Here is a 25,303-nt window from a genome sequence, read left to right as displayed (position 1 = left end):
CACCCGCGTGAAGATCGTCGCAGCGGACGTGATCGTCTCCAGCCCCGACCGCAACTTCGTCACCCTCCGGATCACCACCGACGAGGGCGTCACCGGGCTGGGCGACGGCACCCTCAACGGCCGTGAGCTGGCCGTCGCGTCCTATCTGGCCGACCACGTCGTCCCCCTGCTCATCGGGCGCGACCCGCACCGCATCGAGGACACCTGGCAGTTCCTGTACCGGTCGGCCTACTGGCGGCGCGGGCCGGTCACCATGGCCGCCATCGCCGCCGTCGACGTCGCCCTCTGGGACATCAAGGCCAAGGCCGCCGGGATGCCGCTCTACCAGCTCCTCGGCGGCGCGTCCCGCACCGGGATCATGGCGTACGGGCACGCCTCCGGCCGGGACCTGCCCGAGCTGTTCGACTCCATCCGCGCGCACCTGGAGCTGGGCTTCCGGTCGATCCGGGTCCAGACCGCGGTGCCCGGCATCAACGCCGTGTACGGCGTCGCCGCCCAGCCCAGCGTCGACGGCAAGCGCTACGACTACGAGCCCGCCCAGCGCATCCCGCTGCCCGCCGAGGAGGACTGGGACACCCGCGCCTACCTGCGCCACCTGCCCGCGGTGTTCGAGGCGGTCCGCAACGAGTTCGGCCCCGAGCTGCCGCTGCTGCACGACGGCCACCACCGGATGACCCCCATCCAGGCCGCGAAGCTGGGCAAGGCGCTCGAACCGTACGACCTGTTCTGGCTGGAGGACTGCACCCCGGCGGAGAACCAGGAGGCGCTGCGGCTGGTCCGCCAGCACACGACCACGCCGCTGGCCATCGGCGAGGTCTTCAACACGGTGTGGGACTACCAGACGCTGATCCGGGAACAGCTCATCGACTACGTCCGGTCCGCCGTCACCCACACCGGCGGCATCACCGCCATGCGCAAGCTTCTGGACTACGCGGCCCAGTACCAGATCAAGTCCGGCATCCACGGCCCGACCGACATCTCGCCGGTCGGCATGGCCGCCGCGCTCCACCTGGACCTGGCCATCCACAACTTCGGCATCCAGGAGTACATGCAGCACGGCCCGCTCACCAACGAGGTGTTCCGGCAGTCGTTCACCTTCACCGACGGCTACCTGCACCCGGGCGAGCAGCCCGGCCTCGGCGTGGAACTCGACGACGAGGCGGCGGCCCGGTTCCCGTACCAGCCGGCGTACCTGCCGTTCAACCGGCTCAAGGACGGCACCGTCCATGACTGGTGAGCGGCCGCCCACCCGGCACATCGTGGTGATGGGCGTGTCCGGGGCGGGCAAGACGACGGTGGCCCGGGGGATCAGCGAGCTGACCGGACTGCGGTTCGCCGAGGCCGACGAGTTCCACACCGAGGCGCACGTGGCCCAGATGCGGGCCGGCGTCCCGCTGACCGACGCGGACCGGTGGCCCTGGCTGCGCGCCCTGGCCGGCTGGATGGCCGACCGGCACGCCGAGGGGGTGTCCACCGTGCTGACCTGCTCGGCGCTGAAGCGCGCGTACCGGGACGTGCTGCGGCAGGGGCCGGCGAACGTGGAGTTCCTGCACCTCGACGGGGCCGCCCAGCTGATCCGCGACCGGTTGGACCGGCGGGTCGGCCACTACATGCCGGCCAGCCTGTTCGACTCCCAGCGGGCGATCCTGGAGCACCTGGGGCCGGACGAGTCCGGCGTGGTGCTGGAGGTGGCGGCGCCGCCGGAGGAACTGGTCCGGAGGGCGGTGGACCTGCTCGGCCTGCCGACGCGGGCCGCGGTCGCCGGACCCTGACGGGCGTCCGCCGGCCGGTGGGCGGATCACCGCCGGCCGGCGGTCACCCGGGTAGGGCGTCCAGGTAGACCCAGCGGCCGTCCTCCCGGACGAACCGGCTGTGCTCGGCCACCGTGCCGGGCCGGCCGGCCTCGCGGTAGTGCGCGCGGAACGCGACGGTGCCCTCGGTGTCGAACAACCCGCCCCGGTCCGTCTCCAGCACCTCCAGCCGGGTCCACCGGGTGCCCGGGTCCAGCCCCAGCCGGGGCGGCCGGGTGGTGGAGTGCCAGCTGCGCAGCAGGTGGTCGGCGTCACCCACGGCGAAGGCGCTGTACCGCGAGCGCATCAGCGCCTCGGCGGTGGCCGCCGCCGCGACGCCCCGGTGGATGGGCCCGCAGCAGTCCGCGTACGGCAGGCCGGAGCCGCACGGACAGGGCCCGTCGGTCGGGTCGGCCGCGCTCCGGCGGGCACCGCGTTTCGCCATCCGGTCATTCTCGCCGACGGCTCACCGGGCGCTCGTCCGGGCCGTTCGCCGGTTGCCGAACGACTCCATGGTGGTGGCCTTCCTCGCCGGCGTCCGCGTCCCGGCGACCCGGCGGGCCTCGGCGGCGCGGTCGGCGGCCTTCTTGACGGTGGTCGCGTGGGCCGTGCCCTTGGCGGCCGGCGACCTCTTCGCCGTGGTCCGCGTGGCCGGCGCCTTCTTCACCGTTCTCCTGGTGCCGGGCGCCTTCTTGGCCACGGTCTTCTTGGCGGGCGCCTTCTTCGCCACGGCCTTCCTGGCGGGCGCCTTCTTGGCGGCGGCCTTGGTGGCGGGGGCCTTCTTCGCCGCCGTGGTGGTCTTCTTCGCGGCGACCGCCTTGGCGGTGGGCTTCCGGGTGGGCGTGGCGGTGGTGGCGGAGGTGGTCTTCTTCCGCGCCACCCGCGCGGTGGTCGGGGTCGGCTTCCCGCCGGGGGTCTTGGCGGCGGTCGCCCCGGTCGCCCGCCTGGTGGCGGTCGCGGCCTTCTTCGCCGCCGCCTTGTTCGGCATCGGGGCCTTGCGGGCCCCGGTGGCTTTCCTGGCGCTGCTCGGTCTGGTGGCCGCCTGGGCCATCGTGCCTCCTCGCGGTCCGCCGCGGCCCGGACGGGTGTGGGCGCCGTCCGGCGACGTCGGGCCGGCCGGCCCGCGCGGCGCGCGTGTCTTCCCGGCGCGCCGGTGGTCAAACCCGTCGGTGGATTGGCCCAGCAGAACGCACGCGGATCGGCCCTGCCGATGGGCCGATCGCCCCTCTAGCGTCGGATCGACATCGCCGGACGAGAGGACCTGGACGACCATGACGACCGCCGACATGTGGTTCGACCCGCGCTGCCCGTGGGCCTGGAACGCCTCCCGCTGGCTGCTGGAGGTGGCGCGGGTCCGCGACGTGCCGATCCGTTTCCACGTGATGAGCCTGTCGCTGCTCAACGAGGGCCGCGAGGACCTGGAGGAGTGGTACCGGGAATGGCTGAAGCCCGGCCTCGGCCCGGTCCGGGTCTGCGTGGCCGCCGCACAGAAGTACGGCCCGGAGGTGCTGGGCGACCTCTACACCGCGCTCGGCGAGCGGATCCACCACGAGCGCGCCCCCATCGGCCGGGAGCTGTACACGGCGGCGCTGAGCGAGGTCGGCCTCTCCGTCGACCTGGCCGACGCCGCCGACACCACCGACCACGACGAGGCCCTGCTGACCAGCCACCGGGCCGGCTTGGCGCCGGTCGGCGAGGACCTTGGGACGCCGACCATCCACGTCACCGGCGCCGACGGGCGGATGCATGCCTTCTTCGGGCCGGTCGTCGCGCCGATCCCGCGCGGCGAGGACGCCGGCCGGCTCTGGGACGGGGTGCTGCTGGTCGCCGGCACCGACGGGTTCTTCGAACTGAAGCGGGCGCGTACCCGCCGGCCGGTCGAGCACACCTGAGCCCGACCGGGCCGCGGCGGGTGGGCCGCCCCACCCGCCGCGGCCGGCGTCTCAGACCCCGATCCGGGACCAGTCACCCCAGATCGCGAACGTCATCCCCCGGCTCGCCTGGATGTTGACGAACAGGGTGTGCCCGTCCGGGCTGAAGGTGGAGCCGGCGAACTCGTCGTTGGACCGGTCCGCTCCGGTGCTGCTGACCAACCGGTTCAACGCGATGTCGAACAAGTCGCCGCGCGGGGTGAGCCCGCGCACGTAGTTGTCGTTCACGTTGTCCTCGCAGACCACAAGCGTGCCGCGCGGGCTGGTGGTCACGTTGTCCGGGAAGTCCAGCACATCGGGCCCGGGCGACTCGTACACCAACCGCAGCACCTGCGCCCGGCAGTCGTAGCCCCACACCTGGCCGTGCCCGTTGCCGAATCCGTCGGCGACGGGGCCGGTCGACGTCTCGGCCGGGCCGCCGCCCTGGGTGGCCGTGAAGTAGACGACGCCGTCGTCGTACGCCGACCCCTCCAGGCGGGAGAAGTAGGCGGCGCCCCGGTCCCAGCCCTGCCGCGAGACGTACGTCAGCGCCTGGTCGTTCGTCGTCGGCGCGGCCTGGCCCGGGGTGTACGGGAACCGCGGCGCCGGGTCGTCGATGTCCACCCACTGCACGGGGTACGTCGCGTGCCGCCGCTGCGCCGCGGCCAGGTTCAGGTTGCGGCGACCGCGCACCGCGAGCATCTGCAGCCGGCCACCGTCGGCCAGCCGGCCGGACCGCATCGGGTCCACCGGCGGCGTGTACCGGTAGAAGCCGGACGGGTAGCCGAAGTTGTCCTCGGTCAGGTACAGGTGCCCGCCGCGCGGGTCGTAGGCCACCGACTCGTGCGCGAAGCGGCCGGCGGCGGTGATCGGCGCCCGGTCCGACTGCCCGTCCGCGGGCACCTCGTAGACGAAGCCGTGCGGCTGGGTGAGCGGCACGTTGGAGGTCCCGGTGAAGTCCGGGCCGACGTCCGGCCCGTTGACCGTCTCCTCGCAGGTGATCCAGCTGCCCCAGGGCATCCGACCGCCCGAGCAGTTCATCATGGTGCCGTTCAGGCTGGTCCACGAGCGCCGGACCTCGCCGTGGCGGGTGACCTCGACCGTGGTGGTGCCGCCCTGGGCCATCGGGTCGTACGCCGCGGCGGCGTCGCCGAAGGCGGGGCCGGGGTTGTTCACCTCGTGGTTGCGTACCAGCCGGACGGTGCCGTCCGGCCCGCGGAAGGCGCCCATCCCGTCGTGCCGGCCGGGCAGCCGCGTGCCGTCGTCCAGCGTCACGGGGAACTCGGTGTCGTGGAACGAGCGGTACTGGAAGCCGTCGGGCAGGTGCAGGCGGACCGTGCCGTCGCGCAGGTCCGGCACGGGCCCCAGGGTCGGGTCGGGCGCCGGACGCCGGCCGACCGCGCCGGCCTCGCCACGCGCCACGAACCCGATGAACGGGCCGCCGAGGACGGCGCCGCCGGCCGCGACGGCGGCGCCGCGCAGCAGGGTGCGCCGGTGGAGATCAGGCATCGGGACTCCTTTGTCGCCAGGTCTCCGTCCATCGAGGCCGGGGACCGATCCTTCGAGTGATCCTCGTCACCTGTTCACCGCATGGCAACCTCTGAGCAGGGTCGCAGCCGGGTTCGGTACCTCAGGCCGGCGTGGTCGGACTGTTCAGGCCGCCGGCAGGTCCACCGGCAGTGGCACCGGCCGCTTCGCCACCCGGTCGTCGCCGGAGGAACGCCCGCGCAGGTGCCGGCCGAGCCAGGGCAGCAGGTGCCGCCGGGTCCAGGCCAGCTCGGCGCGGACCGCCTCGTGGCGGGGGCGCCGGGCGGCCGGCGGCAGGGGGTGCGACCACGAGTCGTCGTACCCGGGCAGGCCGGCGGTGTGGGCGAGCGCCGCGGCGATCCGCTCGTGGCCGGCCGAGTTGGCGTGCAGCCGGTCGTCGCTCCACAGGCGCGGGTCGGAGGCCACCGGATGCGCGCCCAGGTCGAGCAGGGTGGCCCCGGTCTCGGCGGTGGCCGCGCGGACCGCCTCGTTCAGCGCCAGCACCCGGCCCCGCAGTGGGCGGGCCAGCGGCATGACCGGCGCCGGGTCGGGCAGGGTGAAGGTGAGCACGGTGGCGCCCTGGCCGACCAGCGCCCGCTGCATGGCGCGTACGTCCTCGACCACCCGGTCGGCGTCGAAGGACGGCCGCAGCACGTCGTTCATGCCGGCCACCACGGTCGCCAGGTCGGGGGCCAGCTCCAGCGCCACCGGCAGCTGCTCGGCGCGGATCCGCGCGGTGGTGCGGCCGCGGATGGCGAGGTTGGCGTACTCCAGGCCGCCCTGGGCGCGGGCCACCGCGAGGGCGAACCGGTCGGCCCAGCCCCGGTAGCCGCCCGCCTCGTCCGGGTCGTCCAGCCCCTCCGTGGTGCTGTCGCCGATCGCCACGTACCGCCGCCACATCATGCGGGCCAGCCTACGGAACCCGGCCCGGCCGTTCCGGGACAGCGCCCGCACGGCTCGGCCGCTAGCGTGGTGCGGAACATGAGCCCGACGCAACGCCGCCTCGATCCCGACCAGGTCCAGCGTTACCTGGCCGCGTCGCTCGGCCCCACCCCCGTGGTGGCCGACTGCGGGCCGCTGGCCGGTGGTGGGTTCGCCGCCGTCTGGTGGGTCACCCTCGACGGCGGGCGGGCCGTGGTGCTCAAGGTGGGGCCGCCGCCGCAGGTGCCGCTGCTGCGCTACGAGCGCGACATGATCGGGGCGGAGGCCCGCTACCTGCGGCTGGTCGCCGCGCGGGCGCCCGCCGTGCCGGTGCCGCCGCTGCTGCACCACGGCCGCGACCCGGTGCTCGGCGACTGGCTGCTCACCGGCCTGCTGCCCGGCCGCACCCTGTGGGACCTGACCCGGGCCGGCGCCGAGGTGGGCCCGGTCCGGGCCGAGCTCGGCCGCGCGCTCGCCACGCTGCACGGCGTCACCGGCGACCGCCACGGCTACGACGGCGACCGGACCGGCGCGCCCACGTGGCGGGGCGCGTTCACGGCCATGCTGGACGACCTGCTCGCCGACGCGGCGGACTGGGCGGTGCCGCTGCCCGTGCCGGCGGCCCGGATCCGCGAGCTGGTCGACAGGCACGCCCACGTCCTCGACGCGGTACGCCGCCCGGCGCTGCTGCACTTCGACGGCTGGGCCGGCAACGTCCTGGCGGTCGACGGCCCCGGCGGGACGCCCCGGCTCAGCGGGCTGGTCGACGGCGAACGCCACCTCTGGGGCGACCCGCTGCTGGACCTCGTGTCGCCGCTGCTGTTCCGGCGCGCCGAGGACGAGCCGGACGACCCCCTGGTCCGGGCCTACCGGGCGGTCGCGCCGTTCCCGCTGGACGCCGGGGCGCGCCGCCGGCTCGGGCTCTACCGGCTGCACCTCTACCTGCTCATGACCGTGGAGATGCCCAGCCGGGGCATCACGGCCGAGTCCGACCCGGGGCGGGTCGACCGACTCGCCGAGCTGCTCGACGCCGAACTGTCCGACCTGGCCGGTCCGTGACCCCTCACAGCCAGCCGGAGCGCCGGAACAGCCGGTGCAGGGTGACCGCGGCCGTCGCCATGAGCAGCAGGGCGCCCGCGTAGCCGTACCGCCAGCCCAGCTCCGGCATGTGCGCGAAGTTCATTCCGTAGACCCCGGCCACCGCCGTCTGCGTGGCGGCGATGGCCGCCCAGGCCGCGATCTTGCGCATGTCGTTGTTCTGCTCCACGGCGAGCTGCGCCAGCCGGGACTGGAGGATCGAGTTGAGCAGCTCGTCGTACGCGCCGATCCGGTCCACGGCCCGGGTGAGCCGGCTGTCCACGTCGGCGAACCAGCGGTGCAGCGCCGGCGGCGGGCCCTCGCCCCGTTGCTCCAGCAGCGCGCGCAGCGGCGCCTGCAACGGCAGCACCGCCCGCTTGAACTCCACCACCTCCCGCTTGAGCTGGTAGATGTGCTGGATGTCGGCGTCCCGGTCACGGGCGAAGACGCTCTCCTCGACCCGTTCCAGGTCCCGTTCCAGATGGCCGGCGACCTCCAGGTAGAGATCGACCATCCGGGCGCAGACCGCGTACGCCACCGCCCACGGCCCCTCGGCCAGCACGCCCGGCCGGCGTTCCACGCCCTCGCGCACCGGGGTCAGCGCGCCCGTCGCGCCGTGCCGGACGGTGAGCGCGAACCGGTCGCCGAGGAACACCATCACGTCCCCGGTGTCGATCACCTCGGAGGTGGCGGTCAGCTCGGTGTGCTCCACGTAGCCGGCCGTGCGCAGCACCAGCAGCGTCACCTCGCCGTGCCGCTGCACGGTGGGCCGGTGCCCGTCGGCGAGGGCCTGCGCCACGGCCAGCTCGTCCAGCCCGAACGTCCGCCCGACCGCGGCCATCACGGCGGGGCCCGGCTCGTGCAGGCCGAGCCAGACGAAGGCCCGCCGGGTGCGGCGGGCCCGGTCGTACGCGTCGGCGTAGTGCGGCCGGCCCGGCTCCCGGCGGCCGGCCACGTAGACCGCGCAGTCGACCACGGCGTCCGGGTTTGCCCGGCGCGGCGTGGGCCCGGTCGCCGCGTCGGTGCGCCCGAGCAGGCGGGCGACGAGACCGGGCAACAGCCGCCCGCGCCGCCGGGTCCGTACCGCCGACCGGTCCACCGCGCACCTCCACCGCCCAGGAACTGACGGCCCACCGTACGGCCTGCCGGCGCTCCGGCGGTGTCCGCCCCGAGTCAGCGGGCGGCGGTGGCGAAGACCACGATGTTGTCCGGGTAGCTGCCGCTGCGCGGGTCGAACCGGCCGCCGCAGGTGATCAGCCGGAGCCGGGCCTCGGCGCCGCCGCCGTACACCCGCTCGGTGGGGAAGCGCTCCTTCGGGTACGCCCCGACGCCGTCCACGGTGAACACCGCGACCCGGCCGTCGGCCCGGGTGACCTCGACGGTGTCCCCGGGGCGCAGCCGGCCGAGGTCGAAGAAGACCGCCGGGCCGCGCAGCGAGTCGACGTGTCCCACCAGCACGGCGTTGCCGGACTCGCCGGGGGTGGGGCCGCGGCGGTACCAGCCGGCGATCTCCGGATGGTCCAGCGGCGGCACCTCCAGCGCGCCGCTGGTGTCCGTGGCGACAGGGACGACGTCGGCGTCGACGCGGATGCGGGGGATGGTGACGCGGACCGGCTCCGAGCGGGGGAGCACCGGGCCGGGCGAGCCGGAGCGCTCGGCGGTCGGCGCGGCCGAGGCGCCCGGCTGGGGCGGTGGGTGGGCGGTGGTGCCGAGGCCGGCGGCGAGCAGCCCGGCGCCGGTGGCGCCGGCCAGGGTGAGCGCGGCGACGAGTGCGGCCGTGCGGGCTCGCGACGGCCCGCCCGCGGGGTGGCGCTGCGACGACAGGGTTCCACCTCCGTCCGTCGTGGACGCGGTGCCCGCGCCGGTCCGACCGGCGCGGGCACCCGCTCAGGGATGGTGTGGCGGGCCGTCAGGCGACGGCGGTCGCGCGCCGGCGGCGGCGCACCAGCACGTAGGTCCCGCCGGCGACCGCCGCGGCGGCCAGCGCGCCGCCCGCGACCAGCACGCCGGTGTCGCCGTCCCGGCCGCCGGCGCCGGCCTGCGCGCCGCCGATCGGGGTGACCGTGAAGCTGGCCGTGCCGCCGTTGGTGCCGTCGCCGCAGGTGGCGGTGACCGTGTACGTGCCGAGGGTGAACCCGGCGGTGAAGAGTTCGGCACTCAGGCCGCCGCCCGCCGCGGCGGTGGTGGATCTGACGTTCTGGTCCCGGTTGGGACCGGTGACGCGGAAGAGCGCGTCACCCGCCTTCGGGTTGCACGACGTCGTGGTGAGCACGACGGTCCCGCCGACCGGGGTGGTGGCCGGCGAGACGGTGGTGTCCGCGAGGGCGGCGGCCGGGAGCAGCAGTGTGCCGAGGCCCACGCCGACCGCCGCCGATCCGAGAACTGTCTTTGCCTTCATCCGCGTCTTCCCTCACTTTTCGTCCGCTGTCTGCGTGGGACGTCGTTCGGGTGGCCAACTCCGTGACTAGCACCGGTGTGGCCAACACTAGGAGGGTTGCGACGGTCACTAGGCGTAATTGAGAAATCTTCGTTGCCGTCACGTGTTCCCGGTCGCTCCCGGGTGCGACGGACATGCCCGCCCAGCCCGGACGGCGGGGCTGGACGCGACATCCCGCCGCGCGCGGGACGTCCCGTCCGGACGGTCCCCGGCCTGTCTGTCCGGTTCGGCCCGGCGGAGGCCGTCCCGTCCGGGTCGGCTCGAGGGTCCCGGGAGGGGACCAACAGCCCTGACGGGCACCCCGGCGGGCGCGGCACGCTGGAGGCGTGAGCACCGCGACGCGTGCGCCCCGGCCGGCGGCGAGCTGCCCGATCCGCCCCGGCGAACCGTGCACCCTCTGCCAGGTCGACGTCACCGGCCCGCAGGACTGCGGCCTGGTGTGGCTCGTGATGGGGGACGACGAGCTGCGCGAGGGCGTGCACCGCACCCGGCTCGACCGGCAGGTGGGTCAGCGGGGCGGCTCGGGGCGCACCAGCCCGACGTCGTAGGCGAAGACCACCGCCTGGATCCGGTCGCGCAGGCCGAGTTTGGTGAGCACGGCGGAGACGTGCGTCTTCACGGTGGCGGTGCTCAGGAACAGCCGCTCGGCGATCTCCGCATTGGACAGTGCCCGCGCGGCGAGCGTCAGCACCTCGACCTCGCGGGCGGTGAGCGCGGCCAGTCGCCCCCGGTCGGCGGCCCCGCCGGGCAGCCGGTCGGCGAACCGGTCGAGCAGCCGGCGGGTCACCGTCGGCGCGAGCAGCGCCTCGCCGCGGGCCACCACCCGCACCGCCTCGGCCAGGTCGGCCGGGCGGGTGTCCTTGAGCAGGAAGGCGCTGGCCCCGGCGCGCAGCGCCGCGTACACGTGCTCGTCGAGGTCGAAGGTGGTGAGCATGACCACAAGGGCCGGGTTGCCGCCGGACACCAGCTCCCGGGTGGCGGCGATGCCGTCCTGCCGGGGCATCCGCACGTCCATGAGCACCACGTCCGGACGGGTCCGGTTCGCCACGGCCACGGCCTCGACCCCGTCGGCGGCCTCACCCACCACGGTCAGGTCCGGCCGGGCGTCGATGATCATGGCGAGGCCGGCCCGGATCAGGTCCTGGTCGTCGGCGATCACCACGCGGACGCTCATGGTCTCACCCCCACCGGCAGCCGCGCCTCCACGCGGAACCCGCCGGCCGGCAGCGGGCCGGCCTCCAGGGTGCCGCCCAGCAGTCGGGCCCGCTCGCGCATCCCGACGATGCCCCGCCCCGCACCCGCGCCCGGCCGGCGCGGCGCCGCCGTGCCGTCGTCGACCACCGCGAGGCGCAGCACCCCGTCGCCGTAGTGGACGCTGACCTCGGCCCGGGTGGCGTGGCTGTGCCGCAACGCGTTGGTCAGCGACTCCTGGACGATCCGGTACGCCGACAGCTGCACCCCGCCGGGAAGGTCCTCGGCGCCGGAGTCCCGGTCCATCGTCACCTCGATCCCGACCGCCCGGACGGCGTCGGCGAGGGCGTCGAGCTGCGCCAGCCCGGGCTGCGGCCCGTCCGGGTCCGTGCCGTCGTCGGTGGCCAGCGCGTGCAGCATCGCCCGCAGTTCGGTGAGCGCCGAGCGGGCCGCCGCGGTGATCGCGCCGAGCGCGGCCCGGGCTCGCTCCGGGTGCGCGTCGAAGACGTCCTCGGCGGCGGCGGCCTGCACGGCGATGACCGCCACGTGGTGGGCCACCACGTCGTGCAGCTCGCGGGAGATCCGCTCCCGCTCGCGGGCGAGCACCTGCCGCTGCCGGTCCTGGCGGCGCTGGGCGTGCCCGCGTTGCAGCTCCCCGAGGGCCCAGCCGAGACCCAGCGCGGTCACCGCGAACAGCAGGTCCCGCCAGCCCCCGGTGACCAGCTCCCACGGCGTCGGGAGGAGCAGCAGCCCCAACGCGACGAGCGAGAAGCGGGGCGGGCGGAGCCGGGCCACGTACGCCAGCGGCACGGTGACCAGGCCGAGCCAGCCGAGCGGGGGACAGAGCGCCTCCAGCCCGACGCCGGCGAGCGCGGCCACCGCCAGCGCGTACCCCGGTCGCCGGCGGATCCACAGCAGACAGCTGGCCTGCGCGGCGGCGAGGCCGACCGCGGCGGCGGTCCCGCCGGCCGAGGCCGGAGGGGTGCCCGGGGCGAGCAGGACGGTGAGGGCGACGGCGAACAGCACCGCGGCGATGCCGCCGTCGAGCAGCAGCAGGATTCGGGAGCGGGACCGGCAGTTCACGCCCCGGATGCTAGGCCGCCGACCCGCCCGGGCTCATCGGTCGCCAGACGGATATCCGGGCCGGACCTGGTCCCCGGGACGGAGCGGGAAACCCGTCCGCGGCGCGATCCGCGGACCCCCGGCGCGGACCTAGCGTCCCTGGTGACCGATCCCAGGGAGGTACCTACCGATGGACACCACGACCACGCCGACCGTCCCCGCCCGCACCGCCGCCCGGCCGGCCCGCCGCCGCGACCGCGCCCTGGCGGTGCTCGCCGCCACCGCCGGCACCCTGGCGGTCTGGGCCGCCGCCGTCCCGGCCGCCGGGGTGGACCTGGCCGTCCGCGGCGGCGCCGGGACCGAGCAGTCCGTGACCCCCGCCGCGGTCGCGGTCAGCACCCTGCTCGCCGGGCTGGCGGGCTGGGTGCTGCTGGCCCTGCTGGAGCGGTTCACCGCGCGGGCCCGGGCCGTCTGGACCGGCGCGGCCGGGCTGGTGCTGCTGCTGTCGCTGCTCGGCCCGCTGACCGGGGGAGTGGGCGCGGCGGCGACCCTCACCCTGGTCGCCCTGCACCTGGCGGCCGCCGCTGTGCTCGTCCCGCTGCTGCGGCGCACCGCCCGCCGTTGAGGTGCCGGGTCGGGGCCGCCGCCACGGGGGTGGGCGGCCCCGACCCGGTCTCCCGCGACGGCGCGGGCCGCGGACTCAGCCGGCGGGGACCGGCTCCGGCAGCGGCTGGCCCGTCTCCAGCAGGCTCTTGAGGCTGGCCAGCAGCTCCGGCCAGCCGCCGCTGCCGTCGAGCTGCCCGCTGATCGCCCGGTGCATCTCGCTGTCCGGGGAGAAGTCGTCGTGGGTCACGGTCAGCCGCACCGTCTCGCCGTGCGGGGTGAGGTCGAACGTGACCTTCGAGCGGCGCTCGCCGAGCCGCGCGGCCAGCTCCTCGTCGGACCAGCCGAAGTGCGCGGCGTGCTCCGGCTGGAAGCCGTGCCAGGTGTACGCCAGCCGCCGGTGGGGCTCGGCCTCCAGCACCCGCTGCCCGAGGTCCTTCGGCTCGCTGTAGGGGGAGTCCTGCCAGAGCAGGGGCGAGCCGGGCCGCCAGTCGGAGACCAGGGTGACGCCGCCCCAGTAGCGGCGGGTGAACTCGGGCGCGGTGAGCGCGGTCCAGAGCCGTTCCGGGGTGGTGCGGATGTAGGTGGTGTAGACGAACGTCGGGCCCTCCATGGGCTGTCCCTCCAATGCTGCCTGCAGGTCGGCGAGGGCCTGCGCCCGGGCCCGGTCGTACCGGCCGATCCACCGGTCGGCCACGGCGTTGATCGGGGCGGCGTTGAGGTGGTGCAGCTTCTCCCGCCCGCGCCGTGTGGTGGTGACGAGGCCGGCCGCCTCCAGCACCGCGAGGTGCTTGCTCACCGACTGTCGGGTCATGTCGAGCCCGGCGCTCAGCTCGCGCAGGCTCTGTCCGTTGCGGACGTTCAGGCGGTCGAGGAGTCGGCGGCGGCTGGCGTCGGCCAACGCCCGGAACACCTCGTCCACCCGTCCTCCTCATCGGCACAGGCAGCCTCGCGGCTGCCTGTGCCGATAATAGGCAGCCGCGAGGCTGCCTGTCCAGCCGCCGTCCGCACGGCCGGGAGGTCAGCCTCCTAGGATGCCTTGGAGGGTGTGCCGGTCCGCATCCAGCGCTGGCGCGAGATCACGGCAGGAAGTAGTCGGCCATGAGCCGATCGGCCCACTGCGGCTGCCGAAGACCGGTGGGCTGGAACTCGACCATGGCGGGTTTGAGGTCGATGACCGGCGTGCCCGAGATCGCGTCGAGTCCGCGCACCACGAGTTCCCGGCCCTTCACCGAGGTGATCCGGCAGGTCGTCATGCCGAGGCGGTTGGGACGCCGCGGTGCGCGGGTCGCGAACACCCCTACCTCCGGCAGGTCGGCCCGGCCGCGTGGTCGCCGTGGCCGGCCGTCCGGGCGCTCCGTCGTCCGGTCGAACACGAAGAAGACGTCGACGTGAGAGAAGTCGGCCAGGCCGAGCAGGCATTCGTCACCGAACCGTTCGTCGACGACGATGGTGCTGATCACCGCTCCCCAGTGGTCGGTCAGTGCGCTGTCCGTGCGGTCGTTGCGCACAGTGCCGACGGGGTTCATGGCGAAGTGCATGGTGCGTCCTCCGGGGGCGAGGTTGTCGACGCCAACCGCCGACCGTCTCGGACGTTGAGTGACATCAGCGCGAGGCTGATCGCGCCGGCGGCGGAGTCGACCGCCTGCACCGTGTGGAAGAGCGTGCCGAACTCACCGCGTGACGCGAGCCGGTCGAGGAGGAGCGCGGCGGGGACCAGGATCAACAGCCCGACGCCCGCGATGAAGAGCATGCGGTGCCGCTTGGCGATGATCCGGGGGTCGGTGGCGCCGCCGGCCGCCGCGGATCCGGTCAGCCCGGCGATCCCCAGTGCGGGGACGAGGACGAAGAGGCCCCAGACGACGGCCTGCCTGGTGTCGGCGATCTGTCGGTGCGACCCGAGCAGCACCGCGAGGACGGTCGAGAGCCAGCACGCCAGGACCGTCACGAAGCTTGTCGCGGCCGCGATCACGTGAAGCCGCCTGATCATGTGGAACTCCTCACTGGTGGCGGGGGAGGTGTGTCAGGTCCGGGTGCGGTAGAGGCGCATGGTCAGCGGCCCGAAGACCGCCACGAGCAGGCCGGCGGCGATGAGTACCCCGCCGACCTGACCCGGCTGTGCCGTGCCGTGCATGAGGCCGCGTACCGCGTCCACGAGCAGGCTGACCGGATTGACCTCGACGAACGCCCGCAGCCAGCCGGGCATGGTCCGCGGGTCGACGAAGACGTTGCTGGCGAAGGTGAGGGGGAACTGGACGAGGAAGCTCACCGCGCTGATGGCGCTCGGTGTGCGCAGGAGGAGCCCGAGCGTCGCCCAGACCCAGGACAGGCCGAAGGCGAACGCGAGGACGAGGGCGATCGCCGACAGCACCCCGGTGACGCCGCCGCCGGGGCGGAAACCCATGGCCAGTCCCAGGGCGACGACGAGTCCCGCGGCGAGCAGGTTGCGGGCGGCGTCGCTGATCAGGCCGCCCACGATGAGGGCCGGGCGCCAGATCGGCATCGAGCGGAAGCGGTCGATGACGCCACTGGTGATGTCGGACTTCAGGTTGACGCCCGCGTACACGGTGATGAGCAGCACGGCGAAGACCATGGTGCCGGGGAGGAGGAACTGGAGGTACTCGCGGGTCGAGCCGACCATGGCCCCGCCGAACAGGTAGGTGAACATGACCGTGAACAGGACCGGGATCATGATCGCGTCCGCGAGCTGTTCCGGAACGTGCTTGATCTTCAGCAGGGCCCGGCGGGCGAACGTCACCGACGCGGACAGGGCGCTCGCCCGGGGCGGTGCTGGACGGGTCGACAGGGCGTCGCGGAGGGCCGGGTCCGGTGAGCCCGGCGAATGGTGGGTGGTCGATGTCGTGGTCATGGTGCCTGCTCCCGGTGAGTGTCGGTGCCGGCCTGCGCGGGTTGCCCGGTGAGGGCGAGGAAGACCTCGTCGAGGCTGGGGTGGCCGAGTGCGAACGTGGTGACGTCGATGCCGGCGCGGGCCAGGCCGGCCAGGGCGAGCGAGGCGCGGCCGGGGTCGTCGACACGCGCGGAGAGCGCATCGTCGTCGGTTCCGGTGTGGACGGTCGTGCCGAGGGCGTCGGCCAGAAGCTTTTCGGCATCGAGCCGGCGGGCCGGGTCGGATACGCGGACCTGGATGGTTCCCGCCCCCACCGAGGCCTTGAGCTGGGCGGGTGTGCCCTCGGCGATGATCCGGCCGTGGTCCATGACGGCCAGCCGGTCGGCGAGCTGGTCGGCCTCGTCGAGGTACTGCGTGGTGAGCAGCACTGTGGTGCCCTCGCCGGTGAGGGCCCGCACGGTGTCCCACACCTGGTTTCGGCTGCGCGGATCCAGGCCCGTGGTCGGTTCGTCGAGGAAGAGCAGATCCGGGGTGACGATCGTGCTCGCGGCGATGTCGAGCCGCCGCCGCATGCCTCCCGAGTACGTCTTGACGGTGCGGCCGCCCGCCTCGGTCAGGCCGAAGGCGTCCAGCAGTTCGTCAGCGCGGGCCGCGGCCCGCGCCCTGCCGAAGCCGAGCAGCCGGGCGAGGATCACGAGGGTCTCGGATCCCGTCAGCTCCTCGTCGATCGAGGCGAACTGACCGGTCAGGCTGATGCGTTCGCGTACGCGGTCGGCCTCCCGGACGATGTCGTGGCCGAGCACCCGTGCGGCCCCGCCGTCCGGTTGCAGCAGGGTGGCCAGGATCCGGATGGTCGTGGTCTTGCCCGCCCCGTTCGGGCCGAGGAAGCCGAACACGCCGCCGGTGGGCACGACGAGGTCGACCCCGTCCACGGCGCGGGCGGCGCCGAAGGTCTTGACCAGGCCGGTGGTCTCGATGGCGGGTTCGGTCGCTTCACCGACGGTCGGCGGGGACAGGTCACCGCTCATCGACGATCTCCATCTGCTCGACGGTGACGTCCCTGGCCAGCGAGAACGCGGCGGTCGACTCGGGCCGGGTCGGCGCGATCTCGCGGGCCCTCCGGAGCCCTTCGGCGGACTCCCACCGCCAGATCCCGATCCAGGTCTCGTCGTCGAGCTTCCCGAGCCGTGCCTCGGCGAGTCCGGGCACCGCCGATCTGACGGCGGCGACCAGGGCGGCGTGCCTGAGCCGCAACTCCGGCGCGTCGGCGGGATCGATTCTGAACCGGGTCATGGTGACAACGGACATGCCTGGAACCTCTCGCTAGAAGTGCTCACTAGTGATCGCCTCTAGAGGTACGCTATAGCGGTGACCGATGTCAAGCGAGTGAACAAGCGGACCCAGAAGGCCGCGGAGACCCGGCGGGGCATCCTGGAGGCAGCCCGCGATCTGTTCGTCGAACAGGGATACGGCGCGACGAACATGCAGGAGGTGGCCGCACGTGCGGGCGTGGCCGTGCAGACGGTCTACTTCGTCTTCGGCAACAAGCGGTCGCTGCTGAAGGAACTCGTCGACGTGACCATCGCCGGCGACGACGAGCCGGTCGCCACGATGAGCCGACCCTGGTTCCGTGACGCCCTGGCGGCGGCGACCGCCGACGACCAGCTGAGGGCACACGTCCGGGGCACCCGGCAGGTCCTGGAGCGGGTCGCGGAGATCACGAAGATGGTCGCCACGGCCGCCGCGACGGATGCCGAGGTCGCGCAGCTCTGGCCACACGGCGAGAACCCCAGGTTCGAGGTGCACACCGTCGCCGCGGAAGCCCTGGTCGCCAAGCCGGGAGCGCGTGCGGGAGTCTCGGCCGGGAACGTCGCCGATCTCCTGTACGCCCTCCTGAGCACCGAACTGTTCCTGCTGTTCGTGCGCGACCGCGGCTGGTCACCCGAGCGATGGGAACAGTGGACCTACGACACCCTGCGTCCCCAGGTCTGCTCCGGCTAGACCCAAGGTCTCGAACCTAGGGGAGGAGACCGGCGCGACGCGCGGCCACCACGACCTCCAGCCGGGTGTGCGCGCCGAGCTTGCGCATGGCCGAGCGCAGGTAGCTCTTCACCGTCTCGGGGCGCAGCCCGAGCTGCCCGGCCACGTCCGCGTTCGTGCAGCCCAGGGCCACGCAGGCCAGCACGTCGGTCTCCCGGGGCGACAGGACCGCCGCCGCTGTCGTCGCCGACCCGGGCCGGCGTGCCGCGCCGGCGAGCCGGTCGGCCACGGCGTCGAGGCGGTCGCGCAGCTCGGGGTCGGCGATCCGGGTCAGCAGGCCGCGCAGCTCGGCGTGCGCCTGCCGGACCTGCTCCCACTCCGGCCCGGTCGGATCCGGGCGGGACGGCACGGTCGGCAGGGCGGCCAGCGCCGTCCGGGCGGCGTCCCGGTCCGCGATGCGGCGTTCCAGGTCCCGGCCGGCGTCGACGGCGGCGGCGACCAGGCGGTCGCCGAGGGGCAGGCGCTGGCGTACCGCGCCGTAGAGGACCGCGCGGACCTCGCGGCGCACCACCACCGGCACGGCGACCACCGAGCGAAGCCCTTCGGCGGAGACCGGGGCGTCGTACTCGTGACTGATCGAGCGGGCCATGGGGTAGTCGTCGACCCGCAGCGGCAGCCCGAGGGCCAGCGCCTTGCCGCCGAGGCCGGCGCCGGCGTGGATGGCCAGGCCACGCAGCGCGGTCGTGCTGGTGCCGGCCAGCTCCGTGATGGTCATCCGGGGCGGGCCGCCCGGCGCGACCAGCCCGCCGAAGGCGACCGGCAGGCCGGTGCCGCGGCGCAGGGTCAGCAGGCCGCGCCGGACCTCGTCGGCGTCGTCGCGCGGGTAGAGCATCTCCACCTCGCCACCTCCCCGCCGGCCACCCCCGTCCGGGGGTGGTGAGATCTGCGTCACCCGATCGAGGATCAGCGTACTGCGCGCGGCGCCGTCCCCTCCCGGCCGCGCGCCCCGGCACAGGAAGGACACCCCCATGGCCACCGCCGGCACCCAGGCCTTCCGCGAGGCGCGCGACTTCCTGCTCGCGCACCGGACGGACCACGAGACCGCGTACGAGAAGTTCCGCTGGCCCCGGCTGGACGAGTTCAACTGGGCGCTGGACTGGTTCGACGTGCTCGCCGAGGGCAACGACGACACCGCGCTGCGGATCGTCGAGGCGGACGGGGGCGAGGGGAGCTGGTCGTACGCCGAGCTGTCCCGCCGCTCGAACCAGGTGGCGAACTGGCTGCGCGCCCGCGGCGTACGGGCCGGGGACCGGCTCATCCTCATGCTCGGCAACCAGCTCGAACTCTGGGAGACCATCCTCGCCGCGATCAAGCTCCGCGCGGTGATCATCCCGGCCACGCCGCTGCTCGGCCCCGCGGACCTGGCCGACCGGCTGGCGCGCGGCGCGGCCCGGCACGTGGTGGTCGGCGCGGAGCACACCGGCAAGTTCGCCGAGGTGGCCGGCGACTACACCCGGATCTCGGTCGGCGCCCCGGTGGACGGCTGGCACGACTACGCCGGCGCGTACGGCGCGGCCGAGGCGTTCAGCCCGGACGGGCCGACCCGCGCCGACGACCCGCTGCTGCTCTACTTCACCTCCGGCACCACGGCCCGGCCGAAGCTGGTCGAGCACACCCACGCCTCGTACCCGGTGGGGCACCTGTCCACCATGTACTGGATCGGGCTGCGCCCCGGCGACGTGCACCTCAACATCTCCTCGCCCGGCTGGGCGAAGCACGCGTGGAGCAACGTGTTCGCGCCGTGGAACGCCGGCGCCCAGGTGTTCGTCTACAACTACTCGCGCTTCGACCCGGCCGGTCTGATGGCCGCCATGGACCGGTGCGGGGTGACCAGCTTCTGCGCGCCGCCGACGGTGTGGCGGATGCTGATCCAGGCCGACCTGACCCAGCTCGCCCGCCCGCCGCGCAGCGTGGTCGGGGCGGGGGAGCCGCTGAACCCCGAGGTGATCGAGCAGGTCGAGGCGGCCTGGGGGGTGACCGTCCGGGACGGGTACGGGCAGACGGAGACCACCGCGCAGATCGGCAACCCGCCCGGCGCGCCCGTGAAGCCCGGCTCGATGGGGCGTCCGCTGCCCGGCTACGTGGTGCGCCTCGTCGACCCGGTCACCGGGGAGGTCGGCGACGACGGCGAGGTCTGCCTGGACCTGGCGCACCGGCCCACCGCGCTCATGGTCGGCTACCACGGCGACGAGGAGTTGACCGCCACGGCGATGCGGGACGGCTGGTACCACACCGGGGACATCGCCTCCCGGGACGCCGACGGCTACCTCACCTACGTGGGCCGCACCGACGACGTGTTCAAGGCGTCGGACTACCGGGTGTCGCCGTTCGAGCTGGAGAGCGTGCTGCTGGAGCACGAGGCGGTGGCGGAGGCGGCGGTGGTGCCGTCACCGGACCCGGTGCGGCTGGCCGTGCCGAAGGCGTACGTGGTGCTCGCGCCGGGCTGGGCGCCGGGGCCGGAGACCGCGGCGGCGCTGTTCGCGCACTCGCGGGACCGGTTGGCCCCGTACCTGCGGGTGCGCCGGTTGGAGTTCGCCGACCTGCCGAAGACCATCTCCGGCAAGATCCGCCGGACCGAGCTGCGCGCCGCCGAGCGGGACAAGCACGCCGCCGCCGAGGCGCGGCCGGCCGGCGAGTACCGCGAGGAGGACTTCCGGTGAGCCTGCCCTCCTACGCCAGCGGGACCTCCGAGGCGCCCCTGCTCGGCGACACCATCGGCGCGAACCTGGCCCGCGCGGTCGAGGCGTACCCGGACCGGGAGGCCCTGGTCGACTGCCCGAGCGGCCGGCGGTGGACGTACGCCGAATTCGGCAGCGCGGTGGGTGACCTGGCGCGCGGCCTGCTGGCGGCGGGGGTGGCCAAGGGTGACCGGGTCGGCATCTGGGCGCCGAACTGCGCCGAGTGGGTCCTCGTGCAGTACGCCACCGCCACGATCGGCGCGATCATGGTGAACATCAACCCGGCCTACCGGCGGCACGAGCTGGAGTACGTGCTGAACCAGTCCGGGGTGAGCCTGCTGGTCTCCTCGCCCGGCTACCGGAGCAGCGACTACCGGGGCATGGTGGCCGAGGTCCGCGACGCCTGCCCGGCGCTGGGCAGGGTGGTGTGGCTCGGCGAGTCGAGCTGGGACGAGCTGCTGGCCGGCGGGGAGTCGGTGCCGGTGGAGCGGCTGGCCGCCCGGGCGGCGGAGCTGAGCTGCGACGACCCGATCAACATCCAGTACACCTCGGGCACCACGGGGTTCCCGAAGGGCGCGACGCTGTCGCACCACAACATCCTCAACAACGGCTACTTCGTGGGCGAGCTGGTCCGCTACACCGAGCGGGACCGGATCTGCCTGCCGGTGCCGTTCTACCACTGCTTCGGCATGGTGATGGGCAACCTGGCGGCCACCAGCCACGGCGCCTGCATGATCATCCCGGCGCCGACGTTCGACCCGGCCGCGACGCTGCGCGCGGTCGCCGCCGAGCGGGCCACCTCGCTGTACGGGGTGCCGACCATGTTCATCGCCGAGCTGGCCCTGCCCGACTTCGCCGACCACGACCTGTCCAGCCTGCGCACCGGGATCATGGCCGGCTCGCCGTGCCCGGTGGAGGTGATGAAGCGGGTCATCGACGGGATGCACATGGCCGAGGTGGCGATCTGCTACGGCATGACGGAGACCTCGCCGGTGTCCACCCAGACGCGGCACGACGACGACCTGGACCGGCGGACCGCCACGGTGGGGCGGGTGCTGCCGCACGTCGAGGTGAAGGTGGTCGACCCGGCGACCGGGGTGACGGTGCCCCGGGGCGAGCCGGGGGAGCTGTGCACCCGGGGGTACTCGGTGATGCTCGGCTACTGGGACGAGCCGGAGAAGACCGCCGAGGCCATCGACCCGGCGCGCTGGATGCACACCGGCGACCTGGCGGTGATGCGCGAGGACGGCTACCTGACCATCGTCGGCCGGATCAAGGACATGATCATCCGGGGTGGGGAGAACGTCTACCCGCGCGAGATCGAGGAGTTCCTCTACCGGCACCCGAAGATCTCCGACGTGCAGGTGGTCGGCGTCCCCGACGAGCGCTACGGCGAGGAGATCCTGGCCTGCGTGATCCTGCGCGACGGGCACGACACGCTCACCGTCGAGGAGGTCGCCGAGTTCTGCCGGGACCGGCTGGCGCACTACAAGATCCCGCGGCACGTCCGGGTGATGGACGCGTTCCCCATGACGGTCAGCGGCAAGGTGCGCAAGGTCGAGCTGCGCCACGCCGGTCCCGCCTGACCGTCACTCCCCGGTGCGGCCGTCGGCCAGCTCGCGGACGATGTCGAGGTGGCCGGCGTGCCGGGCGTACTCCTGGAGGACGTGGAAGAGGATCGCGGCGAGGGTGGGCCGCCGGGCCGGGTCGATGAACCGGCCGCCCAGCGCGGCGGGCGTGGCCTGCGGGGTCGCCTCGACGATCTCCCGGGTCCGCCGCCCGCCCCGGCGCAGCGCGGCCACCAGGTCGGCGACGGTCTCGTCCGCGGCGACGTGCCAGCGGTCGGCGACCTCGTCGCCCCACGGGTCCGGCACCGGCTCGCCGAGGAACCCCCAGACCAGCCAGCGCCGCTCCATGAAGGCCAGGTGCTTGACCAGCTCGACCGGCGTCCAGCCGGACGGCACCCGGGCGGTGCGGGCCTGCGCGTCGGTCAGCCCGGCGACGCGGTCGGCGACCGTGTCCCGGTAGTAGTCGAGGTAGGTGAGGAACAGCGCCGGCACGTCCGACGACGGGCCGGGCTCGGGGAACGGCACGCGCATGCCGGGCAGTATGCCCGCCGGCGCCGACAAGCCTCATCGGTGACCCGTCGGGCCGCCCCCGGGTCGCGCGGCCACCCGCTCGTGCAGCGCCGCCAGCGCCGGACTGACCGCCGCGGCCGGCGGCGCCGGATCGGCCAGCCGGGTGGCCGCCTCGGGTAGCCAGGCGAGGTCGGCGTCGAAGCGGCCACGGGCGGCGCGAACCGCCTCGGCCGGGTCGGCGGGGTCGAGGCGGCGGCCACCGCGCATGACCGGCACCAGCAGCGGCTCCCGGCCACCCGGTGGCGGCTCGTCGCGCAACCCCACCACGTCCCCCGCCGCGCCGGTCGGATCACGGAAGACCTGCTTGGCGGCGGGCAGCGTGGCCTTGCCCGGGGACAGCTTCAGCACCGGCCGGTCGCCGTAGGCGACCAGCTTGTAGGCGCTGTCCAGGGACGGCGCGTCGTACGAGACGCCCATCTTCGTGCCCACGCCGTACCCGTCGATCGGTGCGCCCTGTGCCACGAGCCCCGCGATGACGTCCTCGTCGAGGCTGCCGCTGGCGATGATCCTGGCCTGCGGCAGCCCGGCGTCGTCCAGGATCGCCCGGGCCTGCCGGGCCAGCGCCCCGAGGTCGCCGGAGTCGAGCCGTACGCCGACCGGGCCGGTCAACCCCAGTTCGGTGACGACGTCGACGGCGGCCCGGACTCCCGCCGGCGTGTCGTAGGTGTCGACCAGGAAGATCGGGTTCGTGGGGAAGTCGGCGGCGAACGCGCGGAACGCCGCCCGTTCGTCGGGGAACGCCTCCACGTACGAGTGGGCCATCGTCCCGGACGGGGAGATCCCGTACCGCATGGCGGCCTCGACGTCGCTTGTCGCCGCGAAGCCGGCGATGGCCGACGCCCGCGCCACCCCCGCGCCGGCCTCGATGCCGTGGGTGCGGCGGAACGCGAAGTCGATCAGCTGCGCGCCGCCCGCGGCGAGCCGGCAGCGGGCCGCCTTGGTGGCCACCGTGGTGTGGAAGGTGATCAGGTTCAGCACGCCCGTCTCCACCAGTTGCGCCTCCGCGATCGGCGCGGTGACCTCCAGCAGCGGCTCGTCGGCGAACACCACGCGACCCTCCGGCACGGCCCACACGTCCCCGGTGAACCGCAGCCCGGCCAGCGCCGTCAGGGCCGGCTCGTCGAACCCGACGACGTCGCGCAGGTAGCCCAGCTCGGCGGCGTCGAAGGCGAAGCTCTCCAGGAACGCCAGCGCCTCGGCCAGCCCGGCGGCGACCAGGAAGCCGCGCCGCGGCGGCAGCCGCCGGACGAAGAGGCTGAACGTGGCGTGCTCCGTCATGTCCCGGCGCAGGTAGCTGGCCGCCATCCGCAGCTCGTACAGGTCGGTACGCAGTCCCGTCATGCCCTCACCTCCGCCACGTCACCACTGTGATCCGTCCGGGTGCGAGGCGTACGGGAAACGGGAGATCCGCCCCGGGCGGCGCCGGGCCGGCGTCCCGCGGCTCAGCGGGGGCCGGCGGCCCGCCAGAACTGGCGCGGCGCGTACCCCTCGCGGCGCAGCCAGTGTTCGGTGTAGACGATCCGCTCCGCGGGAACCACCACGAGCGGCCCGGTCGGCGGCTCGTCCAGCGACCGGGACCGCTCCACGTGGTCGGACTGCCACCGGTACGCCGGCCAGTGCCGCGCGAACTCCGGCTCGTCGGGCCGCAGCACCCGGGCCCGGCCGAAGACCTGGGCGCCGCGGCTGCTGGCCTGGCCGACCAGCGGCGCGAAGATCCCGATCGAGACGCGGGGGTCGGCGGCGAGGTTGCGCATCTTCGGTGAGTCGGCGACCGCGGTGAACATCAGGGTGAAGTCCAGGTGGAAGTAGCGCACCGGGGTGGCGAGCGGGCCGCCCGGGCCGGTGGTGGCCAGCACGCACATGTTCTGCGTGGAGAGCAGGTTGAGGATGCGCTCCTCCAGCCGGTCGCGGTCGAGGCGGGCGGTGGGCGCGGGTCCGGCGAGCCAGGGGTTGGTGACGGGCATGCGCGATGATCCCATCCGGCCGGCCGATAAGGGGTCGCGGGTCTGGCCGCCGAGCGGTCATCCTGACCCCATGTCCCCCCACGGCACCGGAACCCGAACGGCCGCCGGTAGCCGGACGACCTGCCGGCCGGCCCGGTCGCCGCTGCCGACCGCGCCAGGAGGCGGTTGGGACGGACTGGCCCTGGAGGTGGAGACGCCGGCGCGTCCCGGTCTGCGGGTGGAGGTGGCGGGTGGCCGGCGCTTCCTGATCCGCCAGGCCGACCGGGTCGTCCTGCTGGCGCGACAACATCCCTGGCATCACGGCGTCCACTACGTCCGGGCCGAGGGCTACCGCTCGCCGCTCCCACCGATCAGTGCCGCCCAAGCCCGCCGGGTCGGGGACACCGGCGGCGACGGGGACCGACCAGCCCGATGGGCCCACCGGTTCGTCAGCTGGCTCGCCGAGGCCGAGGACGGGCCGTTGCACCGGGGACGCTGGAACCTCACCCCCGGCATGCCGCACTGGGCGGTCCCGGGTCACTGGCAGCGGCTACCGGTGGTCGATCCGGACCGTGGCCACATCACCTGGTTCGGCTACGGCCACCCCGCCGAGGACCAGCGGGACATCCTTCCGCTGCGGCGCCTCGCCCCGTCGGACAGCTCCCGGGTGCGGGCGTGGCGCCGGCAGGTCCGCGAGGGGACGCTGCCGCCCGTGCTGCTCTGGTGGGTCAGCGGCCTCCAGGCGCTGCTGGTCCTCGACGGCCACGACCGGATCGTCGCCGCGCTGGCCGAGGGGACCCGACCGCCGGTGCTGGTTCTGGCACCTCCCGTCGACCCCGCGCCGGTCGCCGCCGGGGAACGACGGGAGCTGCGCGCGTACTCCGAGCGGATGGACGCCCTCGCGGGCCGCAGCGATGTCGCGCCCGCGCGGCTGGCCGCCGCGTCGCAGCAGTTCGCCGCCGCGTTGCGCCAGGCGGCACGCGACCTGGGCCGAAACCGGGCCTGGCCGCTGCACGGCGGCGTCGGAGCCTGGGAGCGGCTCGCGGCGGGCCTCGCCCCGGCTGGCCCCCCGCCGAGCAACGGTGAGCTGGTCCTTCCGGTGCCGTAACCCGGTCGGCGCGGCGTCCGATCCCTGGTA

29 protein-coding genes are annotated in these 25,303 nt (G+C 74.4%); 10 read left to right on the top strand and 19 right to left on the bottom strand.

From position 1 onward, the window contains the following. Positions 1-7 precede the first annotated feature (7 nt). Entirely contained in the window at positions 8-1,237 is a 1,230-nt protein-coding gene (manD, locus tag NLX85_RS26710; protein ID WP_254339649.1) for a D-mannonate dehydratase ManD, read from the top strand. Further along, positions 1,227-1,772 (top strand): gluconokinase, encoded by a 546-nt coding sequence (locus NLX85_RS26705; RefSeq protein ID WP_254339648.1) that lies wholly within the window; start codon positions 1,227-1,229, stop codon positions 1,770-1,772. The genes manD and NLX85_RS26705 overlap by 11 nt, the downstream gene beginning before the upstream one ends. A gap of 43 nt (positions 1,773-1,815) precedes the next feature. Here the strand turns inward: NLX85_RS26705 and NLX85_RS26700 are convergent, their stop codons facing one another. Both NLX85_RS26700 and NLX85_RS26695 read right to left on the bottom strand, forming a co-directional pair. Then, positions 1,816-2,235 carry a YchJ family protein gene (locus tag NLX85_RS26700; protein ID WP_254339647.1) on the bottom strand — a complete coding sequence of 140 codons (420 nt, stop codon included), beginning with the start codon at positions 2,233-2,235 and terminating at the stop codon, positions 1,816-1,818. Positions 2,236-2,256: 21 nt separating this feature from the next. Then, positions 2,257-2,841, bottom strand: a complete 585-nt coding sequence (locus NLX85_RS26695; protein ID WP_254339639.1) for a histone H1 — start codon at positions 2,839-2,841, stop codon at positions 2,257-2,259. Between the two features lie 220 nt (positions 2,842-3,061). Between NLX85_RS26695 and NLX85_RS26690 the strand changes: the two genes are divergently transcribed. After that, positions 3,062-3,682, top strand: coding sequence for a DsbA family protein (locus NLX85_RS26690; RefSeq protein WP_254339631.1), 621 nt, complete (start codon positions 3,062-3,064; stop codon positions 3,680-3,682). Positions 3,683-3,733: 51 nt separating this feature from the next. Here the strand turns inward: NLX85_RS26690 and NLX85_RS26685 are convergent, their stop codons facing one another. Continuing rightward, the gene (locus NLX85_RS26685; protein WP_254339630.1) at positions 3,734-5,209 is read right to left on the bottom strand and encodes a PhoX family phosphatase; all 1,476 of its coding nucleotides are present in this window, start codon (positions 5,207-5,209) and stop codon (positions 3,734-3,736) included. Positions 5,210-5,353: 144 nt separating this feature from the next. Next, entirely contained in the window at positions 5,354-6,130 is a 777-nt protein-coding gene (locus NLX85_RS26680) for an SGNH/GDSL hydrolase family protein (protein ID WP_254339628.1), read from the bottom strand. Positions 6,131-6,208: 78 nt separating this feature from the next. On the opposite strand from NLX85_RS26680, the gene NLX85_RS26675 reads away from it, so the two are divergent. Then, positions 6,209-7,207 carry a phosphotransferase family protein gene (locus tag NLX85_RS26675; protein WP_254339626.1) on the top strand — a complete coding sequence of 333 codons (999 nt, stop codon included), beginning with the start codon at positions 6,209-6,211 and terminating at the stop codon, positions 7,205-7,207. 4 nt (positions 7,208-7,211) lie between these two features. Here the strand turns inward: NLX85_RS26675 and NLX85_RS26670 are convergent, their stop codons facing one another. The 3 genes from NLX85_RS26670 to NLX85_RS26660 all read right to left on the bottom strand — a co-directional run bounded on the left by NLX85_RS26670 (position 7,212) and on the right by NLX85_RS26660 (position 9,623). Then, positions 7,212-8,324, bottom strand: coding sequence for a magnesium and cobalt transport protein CorA (locus tag NLX85_RS26670; protein ID WP_254339624.1), 1,113 nt, complete (start codon positions 8,322-8,324; stop codon positions 7,212-7,214). 74 nt (positions 8,325-8,398) lie between these two features. After that, on the bottom strand, positions 8,399-9,049 hold the full coding sequence (locus tag NLX85_RS26665; protein ID WP_254340297.1) for a class F sortase: 651 nt from the start codon (positions 9,047-9,049) through the stop codon (positions 8,399-8,401). A gap of 85 nt (positions 9,050-9,134) precedes the next feature. Continuing rightward, positions 9,135-9,623, bottom strand: a complete 489-nt coding sequence (locus NLX85_RS26660; RefSeq protein ID WP_091306622.1) for a hypothetical protein — start codon at positions 9,621-9,623, stop codon at positions 9,135-9,137. Between the two features lie 365 nt (positions 9,624-9,988). Here NLX85_RS26660 and NLX85_RS26655 point away from each other — a divergent pair, with 365 nt between their 5' ends. Continuing rightward, complete coding sequence (locus NLX85_RS26655) at positions 9,989-10,210, top strand: DUF6767 domain-containing protein (RefSeq protein ID WP_254339622.1); 222 nt, start codon at positions 9,989-9,991, stop codon at positions 10,208-10,210. Here the strand turns inward: NLX85_RS26655 and NLX85_RS26650 are convergent. Then, on the bottom strand, positions 10,171-10,836 hold the full coding sequence (locus NLX85_RS26650) for a response regulator transcription factor (RefSeq protein ID WP_254339620.1): 666 nt from the start codon (positions 10,834-10,836) through the stop codon (positions 10,171-10,173). The genes NLX85_RS26655 and NLX85_RS26650 overlap by 40 nt on opposite strands. After that, on the bottom strand, positions 10,833-11,936 hold the full coding sequence (locus tag NLX85_RS26645) for a sensor histidine kinase (RefSeq protein WP_254339618.1): 1,104 nt from the start codon (positions 11,934-11,936) through the stop codon (positions 10,833-10,835). Before NLX85_RS26645 ends, NLX85_RS26650 begins: the two co-directional genes overlap by 4 nt. A gap of 169 nt (positions 11,937-12,105) precedes the next feature. Here NLX85_RS26645 and NLX85_RS26640 point away from each other — a divergent pair, with 169 nt between their 5' ends. Further along, the gene (locus NLX85_RS26640; protein ID WP_254339616.1) at positions 12,106-12,540 is read left to right on the top strand and encodes a DUF6069 family protein; all 435 of its coding nucleotides are present in this window, start codon (positions 12,106-12,108) and stop codon (positions 12,538-12,540) included. 75 nt (positions 12,541-12,615) lie between these two features. Here the strand turns inward: NLX85_RS26640 and NLX85_RS33560 are convergent, their stop codons facing one another. The 6 genes from NLX85_RS33560 to NLX85_RS26610 form a co-directional block, all read right to left on the bottom strand. Continuing rightward, the gene (locus NLX85_RS33560) at positions 12,616-13,440 is read right to left on the bottom strand and encodes a metalloregulator ArsR/SmtB family transcription factor (protein WP_254339609.1); all 825 of its coding nucleotides are present in this window, start codon (positions 13,438-13,440) and stop codon (positions 12,616-12,618) included. Positions 13,441-13,597: 157 nt separating this feature from the next. Beyond that, positions 13,598-14,059, bottom strand: coding sequence for an SAM-dependent methyltransferase (locus NLX85_RS26630; protein ID WP_254339607.1), 462 nt, complete (start codon positions 14,057-14,059; stop codon positions 13,598-13,600). Next, positions 14,044-14,490, bottom strand: coding sequence for a hypothetical protein (locus tag NLX85_RS26625; RefSeq protein ID WP_254339605.1), 447 nt, complete (start codon positions 14,488-14,490; stop codon positions 14,044-14,046). The genes NLX85_RS26630 and NLX85_RS26625 overlap by 16 nt, the downstream gene beginning before the upstream one ends. A 51-nt stretch (positions 14,491-14,541) precedes the next feature. After that, a complete protein-coding gene (locus NLX85_RS26620) occupies positions 14,542-15,387 on the bottom strand; it encodes an ABC transporter permease (protein WP_254339604.1) in 846 nt (281 codons plus the stop codon). Beyond that, complete coding sequence (locus NLX85_RS26615) at positions 15,384-16,394, bottom strand: ATP-binding cassette domain-containing protein (RefSeq protein ID WP_254339602.1); 1,011 nt, start codon at positions 16,392-16,394, stop codon at positions 15,384-15,386. The genes NLX85_RS26620 and NLX85_RS26615 overlap by 4 nt, the downstream gene beginning before the upstream one ends. Beyond that, on the bottom strand, positions 16,384-16,659 hold the full coding sequence (locus NLX85_RS26610) for a hypothetical protein (RefSeq protein ID WP_254339600.1): 276 nt from the start codon (positions 16,657-16,659) through the stop codon (positions 16,384-16,386). Before NLX85_RS26610 ends, NLX85_RS26615 begins: the two co-directional genes overlap by 11 nt. Positions 16,660-16,734: 75 nt before the next feature. Between NLX85_RS26610 and NLX85_RS26605 the strand changes: the two genes are divergently transcribed. After that, positions 16,735-17,367: a TetR/AcrR family transcriptional regulator gene (locus NLX85_RS26605; RefSeq protein WP_254339598.1), complete on the top strand. Its 633-nt coding sequence runs from the start codon at positions 16,735-16,737 to the stop codon at positions 17,365-17,367. A 16-nt stretch (positions 17,368-17,383) separates the two neighbouring features. Here NLX85_RS26605 and NLX85_RS26600 read toward each other — a convergent pair whose 3' ends face one another. Then, entirely contained in the window at positions 17,384-18,298 is a 915-nt protein-coding gene (locus tag NLX85_RS26600) for a LuxR C-terminal-related transcriptional regulator (RefSeq protein ID WP_254339596.1), read from the bottom strand. 76 nt (positions 18,299-18,374) lie between these two features. On the opposite strand from NLX85_RS26600, the gene NLX85_RS26595 reads away from it, so the two are divergent. Both NLX85_RS26595 and NLX85_RS26590 read left to right on the top strand, forming a co-directional pair. Beyond that, positions 18,375-20,066 carry an AMP-binding protein gene (locus NLX85_RS26595; RefSeq protein ID WP_254339594.1) on the top strand — a complete coding sequence of 564 codons (1,692 nt, stop codon included), beginning with the start codon at positions 18,375-18,377 and terminating at the stop codon, positions 20,064-20,066. A gap of 2 nt (positions 20,067-20,068) precedes the next feature. Then, the gene (locus NLX85_RS26590) at positions 20,069-21,670 is read left to right on the top strand and encodes an AMP-binding protein (protein WP_256567608.1); all 1,602 of its coding nucleotides are present in this window, start codon (positions 20,069-20,071) and stop codon (positions 21,668-21,670) included. Between the two features lie 3 nt (positions 21,671-21,673). Here NLX85_RS26590 and NLX85_RS26585 read toward each other — a convergent pair whose 3' ends face one another. The 3 genes from NLX85_RS26585 to NLX85_RS26575 all read right to left on the bottom strand — a co-directional run bounded on the left by NLX85_RS26585 (position 21,674) and on the right by NLX85_RS26575 (position 24,186). Then, the gene (locus tag NLX85_RS26585) at positions 21,674-22,183 is read right to left on the bottom strand and encodes a DinB family protein (protein ID WP_254339590.1); all 510 of its coding nucleotides are present in this window, start codon (positions 22,181-22,183) and stop codon (positions 21,674-21,676) included. Between the two features lie 33 nt (positions 22,184-22,216). After that, entirely contained in the window at positions 22,217-23,563 is a 1,347-nt protein-coding gene (locus NLX85_RS26580) for a nicotinate phosphoribosyltransferase (RefSeq protein ID WP_254339582.1), read from the bottom strand. A gap of 101 nt (positions 23,564-23,664) precedes the next feature. After that, entirely contained in the window at positions 23,665-24,186 is a 522-nt protein-coding gene (locus NLX85_RS26575; protein ID WP_254339580.1) for a pyridoxamine 5'-phosphate oxidase family protein, read from the bottom strand. A gap of 187 nt (positions 24,187-24,373) precedes the next feature. On the opposite strand from NLX85_RS26575, the gene NLX85_RS26570 reads away from it, so the two are divergent. Next, complete coding sequence (locus NLX85_RS26570; protein WP_254339579.1) at positions 24,374-25,273, top strand: hypothetical protein; 900 nt, start codon at positions 24,374-24,376, stop codon at positions 25,271-25,273. The last annotated feature ends 30 nt before the right edge of the window (positions 25,274-25,303 follow it).

Origin of the sequence: Micromonospora sp. A3M-1-15, assembly GCF_024213425.1 — a bacterium.
Classification (GTDB): domain Bacteria; phylum Actinomycetota; class Actinomycetes; order Mycobacteriales; family Micromonosporaceae; genus Micromonospora; species Micromonospora chersina.
This window is presented reverse-complemented; position numbering and strand designations above follow the sequence as displayed.